The organism is Streptomyces violaceoruber (genome assembly GCF_033406955.1).
GTDB classification, from domain to species: Bacteria; Actinomycetota; Actinomycetes; order Streptomycetales; family Streptomycetaceae; genus Streptomyces; species Streptomyces violaceoruber.
On record NZ_CP137734.1, the window covers coordinates 477,225 to 489,985 of the forward strand.

At 74.7% G+C, this 12,761-nt stretch carries 11 protein-coding genes; 5 read left to right on the forward strand and 6 right to left on the reverse strand.

Annotation, left to right across the window (positions count from 1 at the left end; translation table 11 throughout):
• The first annotated feature begins 64 nt into the window (after positions 1-64).
• On the forward strand, positions 65-1,567 hold the full coding sequence (locus tag R2E43_RS02355; protein ID WP_319705955.1) for a metallophosphoesterase family protein: 1,503 nt from the start codon (positions 65-67) through the stop codon (positions 1,565-1,567).
• 30 nt (positions 1,568-1,597) lie between these two features.
• On the opposite strand, the gene R2E43_RS02360 is transcribed toward R2E43_RS02355, so the two are convergent.
• Entirely contained in the window at positions 1,598-2,596 is a 999-nt protein-coding gene (locus R2E43_RS02360; protein ID WP_319705956.1) for a TauD/TfdA dioxygenase family protein, read from the reverse strand.
• Positions 2,597-2,708: 112 nt separating this feature from the next.
• Here R2E43_RS02360 and R2E43_RS02365 point away from each other — a divergent pair, with 112 nt between their 5' ends.
• Together R2E43_RS02365 and R2E43_RS02370 are read left to right on the forward strand one after the other, a co-directional pair.
• Positions 2,709-3,539, forward strand: coding sequence for an aldo/keto reductase (locus tag R2E43_RS02365; protein WP_003971787.1), 831 nt, complete (start codon positions 2,709-2,711; stop codon positions 3,537-3,539).
• 56 nt (positions 3,540-3,595) lie between these two features.
• Positions 3,596-4,237 carry a DNA polymerase ligase N-terminal domain-containing protein gene (locus R2E43_RS02370; protein ID WP_016328044.1) on the forward strand — a complete coding sequence of 214 codons (642 nt, stop codon included), beginning with the start codon at positions 3,596-3,598 and terminating at the stop codon, positions 4,235-4,237.
• 32 nt (positions 4,238-4,269) lie between these two features.
• Here R2E43_RS02370 and R2E43_RS02375 read toward each other — a convergent pair whose 3' ends face one another.
• The 4 genes from R2E43_RS02375 to R2E43_RS02390 all read right to left on the reverse strand — a co-directional run bounded on the left by R2E43_RS02375 (position 4,270) and on the right by R2E43_RS02390 (position 8,411).
• Positions 4,270-6,642 (reverse strand): SpoIIE family protein phosphatase, encoded by a 2,373-nt coding sequence (locus tag R2E43_RS02375; RefSeq protein WP_332055856.1) that lies wholly within the window; start codon positions 6,640-6,642, stop codon positions 4,270-4,272.
• A 61-nt stretch (positions 6,643-6,703) separates the two neighbouring features.
• Positions 6,704-7,171, reverse strand: a complete 468-nt coding sequence (locus R2E43_RS02380; RefSeq protein WP_003971790.1) for a peroxiredoxin — start codon at positions 7,169-7,171, stop codon at positions 6,704-6,706.
• Complete coding sequence (locus tag R2E43_RS02385) at positions 7,168-7,548, reverse strand: DoxX family protein (RefSeq protein ID WP_003971791.1); 381 nt, start codon at positions 7,546-7,548, stop codon at positions 7,168-7,170. The genes R2E43_RS02380 and R2E43_RS02385 overlap by 4 nt, the downstream gene beginning before the upstream one ends.
• A 32-nt stretch (positions 7,549-7,580) precedes the next feature.
• Positions 7,581-8,411, reverse strand: a complete 831-nt coding sequence (locus tag R2E43_RS02390; protein WP_332057100.1) for a helix-turn-helix transcriptional regulator — start codon at positions 8,409-8,411, stop codon at positions 7,581-7,583.
• A gap of 123 nt (positions 8,412-8,534) precedes the next feature.
• On the opposite strand from R2E43_RS02390, the gene R2E43_RS02395 reads away from it, so the two are divergent.
• The gene (locus R2E43_RS02395; protein WP_332055857.1) at positions 8,535-9,740 is read left to right on the forward strand and encodes an MFS transporter; all 1,206 of its coding nucleotides are present in this window, start codon (positions 8,535-8,537) and stop codon (positions 9,738-9,740) included.
• Positions 9,741-10,382: 642 nt separating this feature from the next.
• Here R2E43_RS02395 and R2E43_RS02400 read toward each other — a convergent pair.
• On the reverse strand, positions 10,383-11,054 hold the full coding sequence (locus R2E43_RS02400; RefSeq protein ID WP_191850862.1) for a TetR/AcrR family transcriptional regulator: 672 nt from the start codon (positions 11,052-11,054) through the stop codon (positions 10,383-10,385).
• Between the two features lie 245 nt (positions 11,055-11,299).
• Here R2E43_RS02400 and R2E43_RS02405 point away from each other — a divergent pair, with 245 nt between their 5' ends.
• Positions 11,300-12,754 carry an MFS transporter gene (locus R2E43_RS02405; protein WP_011031600.1) on the forward strand — a complete coding sequence of 485 codons (1,455 nt, stop codon included), beginning with the start codon at positions 11,300-11,302 and terminating at the stop codon, positions 12,752-12,754.
• Positions 12,755-12,761: the final 7 nt, after the last annotated feature.

The window sequence follows — 12,761 nt, forward strand, 5'->3', positions numbered from 1 at the left end:
TGGGCGGGAGTTGGCGTGCCTCCCCACGTCCGGCCCCGGGTACGGGCGTTGTTACCGTGCCCGGGTGTCCAACTCCTCACGCGATTCAGCCGAAGGCGCCGGCTGGGGCTCCGCCGAGCCCGGCGCCTACCGAGCGCTCATGCCGGGGCGCACCGAGAAGCTGTCCTGGCTGAGCCCGAGAACGCTGTGGGCCGCCCGCAACGGCGTGCTGGCCTCCTGGTTCGGGGACCCCACGGGCCGGACCCGCTCCCGCTGGGTGGCGCAGCGGGCGGCGGCCGGCGCACCGGCCGACAAGGTGATCGGGCGGGACGACCCCGACCGGTTCTCCTTCCTGGTCATCGGTGACACGGGCGAGGGCGACGATCCCCAGTACGCCGTCGTGCCCGGGTTGTTGGAGGCCGGCCGGGACACCCGGTTCGCGGTCCTCGCGAGCGACGTGATCTACCCGGTGGGCAGCGCCGACGACTACGGCACGAAGTTCTTCCGCCCCTACCGCGACTACCGGGCGCCCATATACGCGATACCGGGGAACCACGACTGGTACGAGGACCTGGGCGGCTTCATGCGGGTCTTCTGCGACGACGCCCCGCCCCTCGCCCCGGAGGCCGCGCCGCGCCGGTTCTCCCGCGCGTGGCTGCGGTCCCTGTTGTGGCACCGGCCGCGTCCGGAGGACGGTGCCCGACTGACCGAGGCGCGCGAGCTGCGCCCGGCGCCCTCCCAGCAGGCCGCTCAGCCGGGACCGTACTGGGCCGTCGACGCCGGTCCGGTCAGGATCGTCGGCATCGACACCGGTCTGCTGGGCACCGTCGACGCCGAGCAGGGTGCCTGGCTGCGCGAGGTGTCGGCGGGAGACCGGCCGAAGATCCTGGTCACCGGCTCGCCCCTGTACGTGGACGGCGAGCACCACCCGTGCGAGATCGAGGGCGGCGGCACGGTCGACGACATCGTGCGCGACCCGGCCCACCACTACGTCGCGGCGATCGGCGGCGACATCCACAACTACCAGCGCTACCCGGTCGACGTGGACGGCCGCACCGTGCAGTACGTCGTGGCGGGCGGCGGGGGTGCGTTCATGCACGCCACGCACACCATCCCGCGCGTCTCGGTGGCCGGCGTCACCGAGGACGACTTCCGCTCCTATCCGCTGCGCGGCGACTCGCTGGCCTTCTACAGCGCGCTGTACGGCCGCCGGCTGCGGATGCGGCGCCTGTTCACCCTCACGGAGGCCGAGGCGACGGCCGTGATCGCCGAACGCCTCGGCATCCGCACCGGCCGCGCGCCGGGGGACGGCGCGCGGGTCACCCGGCGCACCCGGATCGTGGCCGGGCTGCTCGGCACCGCGCGGCGGCCCGAGCGCCGCAAGCGGTTCCGGCTGCCCGTGCGCAAGATCTACACGTCGGTGTTCTCGCCGGGGTCGGCGACGTACAGCCCGCCCTTCTTCAAGTGCTTCCTGCGTCTGGACGTGACGCCGGAGGCGGTCAGGCTGCGCTGTTACGCCGCCACGGGGAACCGGGCGCAGGAGGTGGACCCGCCGGTCGAGGACGAGGTGACGATCCCGCTCGGGTGACCGGCGGGCCCCCCGCAGGCCGCAGCCGCCTCACCAGCGGCCCGCCTCGCTGCCGACGACCGGCTCCGAGGGGGTGCCGTCGACGCCCACGGGTACGTCGCCGGTCAGCATCACCCGGTGCATGGTCCGGGGGTGGTCGAGGTGGGCGTGGTCGCCGGGGGCGAGGTGGATGGTGGCCCGGTTGTCCCAGAAGGCGACGCTGCCGGGCTCCCAGCGGAAGCGGACCGTGTACTCGGGGCGGGTGGCCTGCTCGACGAGGAGTTCCAGGATCGCCGCGCTCTCCGGGCGGGAGAGCCCGGCGATCTGCTCGACGTAGTAGCCGTTGACGAACAGCACCCGCTCCCCCGTCTCCGGGTGGACCCGGACCAGCGGGTGCACCGTCGCGGTCTGGTGGTGCAGAAGGTGCCGGACGTACGCGTCGTCGCCGGGCCGGGGCTGGTAGCCGACGCCGAGGCGGTGTTCGGCGCGCAGGGTGTCGACGAAGGCGCGCAGCGGGGCGGACAGTCCGGCGTAGGCGGCGGCGAGGTTCGCCCAGGTGGTGTCGCCGCCGTAGGGGGGTACCGTCTCGGCGCGCAGGACGGTCGCGGCCGGCGGGTCGACGCGGGCGCCGTGGTCGCAGTGCCAGCCGCGCAGCAGTGTGTGGCGCCGGCGCCGCAGCCACTCGTCGTGCTCCATCCCGAAGCGCTCGCCCAGCTCCAGCCGGTCGGCGGTCGTCTCGATCTCCGGGAAGCCGGCCGGGGAGGCCTTGCCGCGCCGGGGCAGGACGACCGGCTCGCCGAAGAGACGGGCGAACGCGACGTGCCCGGCGTGGTCGAGGCGCTGGTCGCGGAAGAACACCACCTTCCAGCGCAGTACCGCCGACCGCACCGCCGCGACCTGTGCGGCGTCGAGGCCCGCCGCCAGGTCGACGCCGCGGATCTCGGCGCCGATGTGTCCGGCGACCGGTTCCACCTCGATTCCCGTCCTCCCGTCCGTTGCCGTGTCCCTGGCGCTGTCCCTCGCGCTGTCCTTCGCGCTGTCCGTCGTCATGCGGAGATCGTGGCAGACCCTCCGCCGCGCCGTCCGGTTGATCACCGGTCGCTGCCTGGGCGAGGCTGGACGGGCGGCACACCGCCGCGCACAGTCGAGGGAAGGTCCCACGGTGATCAGCATTCCCGCGTACACGCTCAACGACGGCACCAGCCTCCCCGCCCTGGGCCTGGGCACCTGGCCGATGAAGGACGAGGAGGCCGAACGGGCGGTCCGCGCCGCCCTGGAGACGGGGTACCGCCTGATCGACACGGCGACGAACTACCGCAACGAGACCGGCGTCGGCCGCGGGGTCGCCTCCGCCGGTCTCCCCCGCGAGGAGATCGTCGTGACGACCAAGCTGCCCGGCCGGCACCACGGCTACGAGGAGACGCTCGCCTCCTTCGAGGAGTCCCGCGCCCGTCTCGGTCTGGAGTACGTCGACCTGTACCTGATCCACTGGCCGCTGCCGCGCGTGGACAAGTACGTCGACTCCTGGAAGGCCATGGTCAAGCTGCGCGAGGACGGCCTCGTACGTTCGGTGGGCGTCTCCAACTTCACGGCGGAGCACATCGAGCGGCTGGAGCGGGAGACGGGCGTCCTGCCGTCCGTCAACCAGATCGAGCTGCACCCGCTCCTCCCGCAGGACGAGCTGCGCGCCTACCACGAGCGCAAGGGCATCCGCACCGAGAGCTGGAGCCCGCTGGGCCGGGGCAGCGACCTGCTGGACGACCCCGCCGTCGCCGCGGTCGCCGCGGCGCACGGTGTGACGCCCGCCCAGGCGGTCCTGCGCTGGCACACCCAGCTGGGCGCGGTGCCGATCCCGAAGTCCGCCGACCCGGCGCGGCAGCGGGCGAACCTGGACGTCTTCGGCTTCGAACTGGACGCCGAGCAGCTGCGCGCGGTGGCGGACCGCGTCCACCGGCGGATCGGCGGCGACCCGGAGGTGCACGAGGAGTTCTGAGCGGGGTACCCGGCCCGGGCCGGTGAGGATCGAGGGCTCCCGGGAAGGAGCGGCAGGTGGACGGTGAGGACGACGGGCTGCGGGACTACCACGGCAAACGGGACTTCGGCCGCACCGGGGAGCCCGCGGGGCCGGGGGCGCCCGGCGAGGGCGGAGCCCCGGGTGGGGACGGGCCACCGCGCTTCGTCGTGCAGATCCACGACGCGAGCACCCTGCACTTCGACTTCCGCCTGCAGGTGGCCGACGTGCTGAAGTCCTGGTCCGTGCCGAAGGGGCCGTCGGCCGACCCGCGCGACAAGCGGCTCGCGGTGCCGACGGAGGACCATCCGCTGGAGTACGAGGAGTTCGAGGGCGTGATCCCGGCGGGTGAGTACGGGGGCGGCACGGTCATCGTGTGGGACCACGGCACCTACGACCCGCTGAGCCACGACCGGCGGGGACGGCCCGTCGACTTCGCCGAGTCGCTCGCGCACGGGCACGCCCGGTTCCGGCTGCACGGCGCGAAGCTGCGCGGCGAGTACGCGCTGACCCGGTTCCGCGGCGGCCCGGACGGCGACGCCGGCGCGGACGCGGCGTGGCTGCTGGTCAAGACGGCCGGCGGCGGGCGCGGGCACGGCACCCCCGATCCCCGGCGGGCCCGGTCCGCGCGCACCGGCCGGACGCTGGCGCGGGTGGCCGCGGAGCACGGCGAGGAGTAGGGGCGGGCCGGAGCAGGGGCCGCACGGCCGGTTCACTCCGGGGGCAGGGGCTGTTCGGCCCAGATGGTCTTGCCGGTGTCCGTCTGGCGGCTGCCCCAGCGCTGGGTGAGCTGGGCGACCAGGAGCAGGCCCCGGCCGCCCTCGTCGAAGGCGTGGGCGCGGCGCAGGTGGGGCGAGGTGGAGCTGGCGTCGGAGACCTCGCAGATGAGCGCGGTGTGGCGGATGAGGCGCAACTGGATGGGCGGCTCGCCGTAGCGGATCGCGTTGGTGACCAGTTCGCTGACCACGAGTTCGGTGACGAAGGCCGTGTCGTCCAGCCCCCAGGCCGTCAGCTGTTCGCCGACGGACCGCCTGGCGGCCGCCACTCCGGCGGGGTCGGGAGGGACGTCCCAGGTGCGCACCCGGTCCTCGCCCAGCGCGCGGGTGCGGGCCAGCAGGAGCGCGACGTCGTCACCGGGCTCCTCGGGCAGCACGGCCTTGAGGACGCCGTCGCACAGTGCCTCCAGGGAGGTCGCGGGGGCGGCCAGCGCCCGGCACAGTTCCGTGGTGGCGTGGTCGACGTCGCGGTCCCGGTCCTCGACCAGTCCGTCGGTGTAGAGGGCGACGACGGAGCCCTCCGGCAGCTCCAGCTCCGTCGCCTCGAAGGGCAGTCCGCCGACGCCGAGCGGCGGCCCGGCGGTCATGTCGACGAGGCGGGTGGTGCCGTCCGGGAGGAGGACGGCGGGTGCCGGGTGACCGGCGGCGGCCAGGGCCAGTCGGCGGGAGACGGGGTCGTACACGGCGTACAGGCAGGTGGCTCCCAGTTCGGCGACCTCCGTGCCGCCGCCGTCGTACGCGCCGCCGGCCGCGAGGTGGGAGACGAGGTCGTCGAGGTGGGTGAGGAGCTCGTCCGGGGGCAGATCGACGTCGGCGAGGGTGCGGACGGCCGTGCACAGGCGGCCCATGGTCGCCGTCGACGGGATGCCGTGGCCCACGACGTCGCCGACGACGAGGCCGACGCGGGTGCCGGAGAGCGGGATGACGTCGAACCAGTCGCCGCCGATGCCCGCCGCGGACGCGGAGGGGAGGTAGCGGTGGGCCACCTCGACCGCGGCCTGGCCGGGCAGGTCCCTGGGGAGCAGGCTGTGCTGGATCGCCAGGGCCGTGGAGCGCTCGCGGGCGAAGCGGCGGGCGTTGTCCATGGAGACGGCTGCCCGGGAGACCAGTTCCTCGGCGAGTACGGCGTCCTCCGCGGCGTACGGCTCCCGGGGCGCGGTCCGGGCGGCCAGCACGACGCCCAGGGTGGTGCCGCGGGCACGCAGGGGGACGGACAGGGTCGAGCAGACGGCTTCGCGGAACGGGCGGTTGTGCGGGGTCTCGGCCTCTCGGGTGCGCATCCACCGGTCGAAGTCCGGGTCGCCGGGGCCGCTGAGGACGACGCGGCCCTCCCGTACCGCCCGGACGGGCGGGCTGTCGGACGGGTGGATCTCCTGCCCGCCGAGGTGCACGGCGGGGGTGGGGAAGCCCTCGGTGGCGGAGACGTGGGCCACCCGGCGCAGTTCCCCGGAGCCGGGCGGCACGGCGAGGGGCTCGTCGGTGCCGAGCACCCAGTCGAGCAGGTCGACGCTGGCGAAACCGGCGAACCGGGGTACGAGGAGCCCGACCAGTTCCTCGGCGGTGCGGACGACGTCGAGGGTGCTGCCGACCGCCCCGGCCGCGTTCAACAGGGCCAGCCGCTCCCGGGCCCGGTGCTGCTCGGTGCTCTCCAGCGCCGCCATGGCGACGGCGGTGAGCGTGCCGGAGGCATCGTGGACCGGCCAGATCTCCACGGTCCAGGCGTGCAGGCAGCTGCCCGCGGGCGCCGGGGCATAGCTCTCGTACTGGACGGGCCGTCCCCGGTCGGCCGCCACCCGCAGGTGGTGCAGGAAGCTCCGGGGGTCACCTTCGAAGTCGGCCAGCGTGTCGGACAGGCTGCGGCCGAGCAGTTCCTCGGCGGGCCTGCCCATCATCCGGCACGCGGTGTCGTTGACGTGTACGAAGCGCAGCTCGGGGTCGAGGACGGACATGGACAGGGAGGCCTGCCGTACGGCGTCGTCGATCAGGGCGGGCGCCGGGCCGCCGGGCACGTCGGCGGTGGCCAGGTAGCCGCCGGGAGCGCCGTCGGCGCCCCGCAGGGGGCGGATCCGCAGCCCGAGGCTCACCGGGCGGCCGTCCCGGTGGCGGACCACGACGGTGCCGGACAGGGCGGTGCCCGCCGGGTCGGCGCGGGACAGGGGGCGGGTGGGTGCGCCCCGCGCGAGCAGGTCCCGCGCGGGGCGTCCGACGACCTCCTCGGCCGCGTGTCCGGTGAGCCGCCGCGCACCGTCGCTCCAGCCCGTCACCAGTCCGCGGGCGTCGACGGTCATCGCGGCGGAGGAATCCTCCATGCCGTCCAGGATCATCCCAGGACGATGCGGTATCAACCGGGGCGGGGCGCGGGTGGCCCCGTCACGGTCGGTGAGCGCGGAGCGCGGCGAGGGCGCGGTCGGCGTGCGTGTTCATCCTGATCTCGCTGCGGACGACCTCCAGCAGGGTGCGGTCCTGCCCGACGACGAAGGTGACCCGCTTGGTGGGAGCCAGGCTGAAGCCCCGCTTCACCCCGAACCGCTCGCGGACCGCACCGTCGGTGTCGGACAGCAGCGGCATGCCCAGGGTGTGGCGCCCGGCGAACTCCTGCTGGCGTTCGACGGGGTCGCCGCTGACGCCGACGGGCCGGGCGCCGACCGCGGCGAACTCGGCGGCGAGGTCGCGGAAGTGACAGGCCTCCGCGGTGCAGCCGGTGGTCAGGGCGGCGGGGTAGAAGAAGAGGACGACCGGGCCGTCGGCGAGCAGTTCGGACAGGCGGCGCGGGGTGCCGGTCTCGTCCGGCAGCGTGAAGTCCTCGACGGTGTCGCCCACGGCGGGAAGCGCGCTCATGACCGGCTCCCGGTGCTCTGGGCGACGGCGCGGGCCCACAGTACGAGCGGCACCTGCACGGGCAGCCGTCCGAGGGCGGCGGCCTGCTGCGGGGCGGGGCGGTGCCGCCAGTCCCAGGCCATCTTGACGTTGGCGGGGAACACCCCGACGAAGAAGGCCGCGGCACTCAGCGCGGCGGCCCTGCGGGTGCGCGGCACGGCGAGTCCGGCGGCCAGCGCGAGCTCGGCGACGCCGCTGGCGTACGTCCAGGCCCGGGGAGAGCCCGGCAGGGAGCGCGGGACGGTGGCGTCGAACGGGCGGGGCTGGGCGAAATGGGCGACACCCGCGGTGGCCAGCAGGCCGGCGAGCAGCAGGGGTGAGCGTTCGGACCGTGACACGGTTCCTCCTCATGGGGGCCTGCCGGGCGATATTACTCGACGGTAAGAACCGGGGGGTGAGCGGTTCCCACCCGGCGGTTGTGGGTTCCGGGCGTACAGCCGAACGCACGCCGGAAGACGTCGATGAACGCGCTGGCGGAGGACCAGCCGCAACGGTGGGCGACGGTGGTCACGGGCAGGTCGTCGGCGAGCATGCGCAGGGCGTGGTAGAGGCGGGACTGGGTGCGCCACTGGGGGAAGGTCATGCCGAACTCGCGGCGGAAGAGCCGGCTGAGGGTGCGTTCCGCGGTGCCGGTGGCGGCACCGAGGGCGGCGAGGGTGCGGGTGTCCGCGGGGTCGGCGTGGACCAGCGCGCAGACCTCGGCCAGCCGGGGGTCCCTGGGGGTGGGCAGGCGCAGGGGCTGCTGCGGCGAGGCGCGCAACTGGTCGCACAGCACGGCCAGGAGGCGGCCGCGTTCCGGGCCCGTGTCGCGGGGGTCGAGGGTGTAGGCGACGATCAGTTCGCGCAGCAGCGGGCCGACGGCGAGGACGGCGGGGCTGTCCAGGCCGAGCGGGTTGGCGTCGGCGGGCAGGCCGACCAGGTGCAGGTCGAGTCGGCCGTGGGCGCGGTGGGCGTGCACGGTGCCGGCCGGGATCCAGATGGCGCGCGTCCCCGGCGCGAACCAGGTGCCGGACTCGGTGGTGACGGCTACGACGCCGGACCCGGCGTGGACGATCTGGTGCTCGTCGTGCCGGTGGGCGTCGATCCGCTGCCCGGCGTCCAGCCGCTGGGAGCGGGTCGGGGCGACCGGGGTGTGGCGGACGTCCGGTTGACGGATGGCCGATTCACGGATGCCCGGTTGACGGATGCCCGGTTGACGGATGTCCGGTTGGCGGAGGCCGGGTTGACCGACGTTCGTGTGGCGGATGTTCGTGTGGCGGATGTTCGACACAATCCGGCAGGTTATCGAAAGCGGGCCAGTCCCGGTACGCGTGACGATCGACGGGTGACTCCCACTCGCGACCGGCCCCTCGTCCTGCTGTCCTTCGGCCACGCCTGCGTCGACGTCTACCAGGGCAGCGTGGCCGCCCTGGTGCCGTACTTCGTCGCCGAGCGGGCGTACGGCTACGCCGCCGCCTCGGGCGTCGTCCTCGCCGCCTCGTTGCTGTCGTCGCTGGTGCAGCCACTGTTCGGGGCCCTCACCGACCGGCGGGCGCTGCCGTGGCTGCTGCCGTCGAGCACGCTGACCGCCGGGGCGGGCGTCGCCCTCGGGGGCGTCACCGACTCCTACCCGCTCACCCTCGCGGCCGTCGCGGCGGGCGGTGTGGGGATCGCCGCGTACCACCCGGAGGCGGCACGGGCGGCGCGGGCGGCGGCAGGGGGCAGCCATACGGCGATGGGGTGGTTCTCCCTGGGCGGCAACGTCGGCTTCGCGCTGGCCCCGCCGCTGGTGTGGGCCGTCGTCGGGGGCGGGGGCCTCGGTGCGTCCTGGCTGCTGGCGCTGCCCGCGGTGGCGGGGGCCGTGCTGTGCGGGGTGGCGGTGCGTTCGGCCGGGGCGGCGCGGGCGGCGCGGGCGGCGGGCGGCCGTACGGCGGTGGCGGCGGGGAGCGACGACTGGGCGTCCTTCCTGCGGCTCACCGGCGCCGTCGTGTGCCGTTCCGTCGTGTTCGCCGGCCTGAGCACGTTCGTGGCGCTGTACGTGCGGGAGCGGGTGGGCGGCGGCAGCGCGGCGGGGACGGCGGCGCTGTTCGTGCTCTACCTGGGCGGCGCGGTGGGCACCGTCGCCGGGGGCCGGCTCGCGGACCGGTACGGGCGGCTGAGGGTGGTGCGGCGGTCGTACGTCCTGACGGTCCTCGCGGTGGCCGGGGTCGTCCTCGTGCCCGGTCCCCCGGTGTACCTGTTCGTCGCCCTGACGTCGGCGGGGCTGTACGTGCCGTTCTCCCTGCACATCACGCTGGGCCAGGACTATCTGCCGCGCCGGGTGGGGACGGCGAGCGGGGTGACTCTGGGCCTCGCGGTGAGCGTCGGCGGGCTCGCCGCCCCGGCACTGGGCGCACTGGCCGACGCGTCCTCGCTGGGGACGGCCCTGCTGCCGCTGGTGGCGCTGCCCGCCGTGGGCAGGCTGCTCCTGTACGGCCTGCGCGAGCCGGCCCCGCCCCCGGCCCCGCCTGCCCTCGGGTCACGGACGGCACACGACGCCGACGTGCGGTGAGCAACGCCGACGTCCGACGCCGACGTGCGACGCCGACGTCCGACGGGCTGTCGACCGGCCGGCCCACCGCGCCGCTCCTCACAGCCGCGCGGTGGCGCTGCCTGCCGTGGGCAGGCTGCTCCAGTGCGGCCCGCGCGAGCCGGCCCCGCCCCCGACACCGCCCGCCCTCGGGTCACGGACGACACGCGACGCCGAAGTGCGACGCCGACGTGCGACGGGCTTCGACCGGCCGGCCCACCGCGCCGCCCCTCACAGCCGTGCGGTGGCGCTGCCCGCCGTGGGCAGGCTGCTCCAGTGCGGCCCGCGCGAGCCGGCCCCGCCCCCGACACCGCCCGCCCTCGGGTCACGGACGGCACACGACGCCGAAGTGCGGTGAGCAACGCCGACGTCCGACGCCGACGTGCGACGCCGACGTGCGACGGGCTTCGACCGGCCGGCCCACCGCGCCGCCCCCTCGCAGCCGCGAACCCCGGCGCTCCGCGCGCGGCAGGCGGCGAGGCAGGCGCCGTCCGTCGTCCCGGTCGCCACCGTCGCCCGGGGCGACGCCGCGCCGGGGCGACGCCGCGCCGGGGCGACGCCGCGCCGGGGCGCCGCCGAGGACACCGTGACCCGGATCCGCCTCATCCGGTTGACCGCACCTCTTCACCTGCCGACGCCCGTCACCCCGCCCCGGGGCGTGACGGGCGCCAGCCACATGCCCACGATCGCGTCGACGAGGCCGTCGGCCGCGTCCTGCCAGCTGGCGCGCGGGGTCGGGCGGTTCTCCGCCAGGGCCCGCTCGCGCTCCTCCGCCGTGTGCACGATGAGGTGCCGGGCCATGTCGCCCCGCTCCGCGCGGACTTCGTCCGGCAGCGCGGGCATGCACCGGTTGCGCCCCACGATGATCGCCCGCAGGGAGACGGAGGCGCGGGACTCCTCGGTCATGATCTGCCGCAGCGCCGGGTCGGTCATGACCTGGGCGCAGAACCGCGCGTACCAGGTGGGGCTGCCCAGCGCCGCCAGGTGGTCGAACTGGGGACGGACCAGGCAGTCCACCCAGTCGCGCAGGTCGGGCGAGTCGCCGAGGGCGGCGAGTTGCCGGGCGCGCAGCTCCTCGACCCGCTCCGAGTGGCGCTGTGCGATGGCCCGGACGAGGTCCGTCTTGGTGCCGAAGTGGTAGCCGACCGCGGCGTTGTTGCCCTGCCCGGCGGCCTCGCTGACCTGGCGGTTGGAGACCGCGTACACCCCGTGCTCGGCGAACAGCCGCTCAGCGGTGGTCAGGATCAGCTGCCGGGTCGCGCTGACCTGTTCCGTCCGGACCGCTTTGCCCGCCATGATCACCACCGCGCCGGGACTCTCTCCGCACCGCCCGCGACGACCAGTCCCTCGAGTCGTCGCAGGTCCGCCGACGTACGGCGGGTTCTCACGAAAGCCTACGGCGCGGCGGCGGGACATCGCCGACCGGCCCGGACGGGCGTTCGCTCCGCACACCCCGTAGGATACTTCAAGCGACTGACTTAAAGGTTCGCATTCCGGTTTCTCCCGCCCGTCGGGGAACTCATCGCTCGAAAGGCTCTTCCATGCCCGCTTCCCCCGCCTCACCACGGCCGAACGCCGTGGTGGCGGTACTGGCCCTGGCCGGGATCGTCGTCGCTCTGATGCAGACCCTGGTCATCCCGATCATCCCGGAGCTGCCGAAGCTCCTGGACGCGTCGGCCTCGGACGCGGCCTGGGCGGTGACCGCCACGCTGCTCGCCTCCGCGGTGGCCACTCCGGTCGTCGGCCGGCTCGGCGACATGTTCGGCAAGCGGCGGATGCTGCTGCTCAGCCTGGTGCTGCTGATCGCCGGTTCGGCGGTCTGCGGCCTGAGCGACGCGCTGGTCCCGATGGTCGTCGGCCGCGCCCTGCAGGGCCTGTCGGCCGCCGTGATCCCGCTCGGCATCAGCATCATGCGCGACGAACTGCCCGTCGAGCGGCTGGCCGGTGCCACCGCGGTGATGAGCGCCTCCCTCGGCGTCGGCGGCGCGCTCGGCCTGCCCGCCGCCGCGCTGATCGCGGACAAGCTCGACTGGCACATGCTGTTCTGGCTCTCCGGCACGCTCGGAGCGGTGTCCCTGGTGCTCGTGCTGACACTCGTACCCGAGTCGGCGGTACGCACCGGCGGCCGCTTCGACCTGCTCGGCGGCATCGGCATGGCCGCCGGCCTCGCGAGCCTGCTGCTGGCCATCTCCAAGGGCGGCGACTGGGGCTGGACCTCGGGCACCACCCTGGGCCTGTTCGCGGCGGCCGTGGTGATCCTGCTGGTCTGGGGCTGGTGGGAGCTGCACACCCCGGAGCCCCTGGTGGACCTGCGCACCACCGCCCGCCGCCAGGTGCTGTTCACCAACCTGGCGTCCGTCGCCATCGGCTTCTCGATGTTCGCGATGTCCCTCGTCCTTCCGCAGCTGCTGCAGTTGCCCGAGGCCACCGGTTACGGACTCGGCCGCTCGCTGCTGACCACGGGTCTGGTGATGGCGCCGTCCGGTTTGGTGATGATGGCGTTCGCCCCGGTCTCCGCGAAGGTCTCCAAGTCCAGGGGACCGAAGGTGACGCTGATGATCGGCGCCCTGATCGTGGCGGCCGGCTACGGCCTGAACATCGTGCTGATGGCCGAGGTCTGGCACCTGGTCCTGGTCTCCTGCGTCATCAGCGCGGGCATCGGCTTCGCCTACGGCGCCATGCCGTCGCTGATCATGGGTGCGGTGCCGCCGAGCGAGACGGCCGCCGCGAACAGCCTCAACACCCTGATGCGGTCGCTCGGCACGTCGGTCGCCAGTGCCATCGCCGGTGTGATCCTGGCCCAGATGACCATCGACCTCGGCGGCTTCGCCCTGCCGTCCGAGAACGCGTTCAAGGTGGTCATGGCCATCGGCGCGGGCGCGGCCCTGCTGGCCACCGCCCTCGCGTCCTTCATCCCCCGGCACCGCCCGGCCGGCACCCCGGCGGGCCCGGTTCCGGCCGACGGTGCCGCGTCGGAGCCCGCCTCCGTCCGCTGACGGCGAC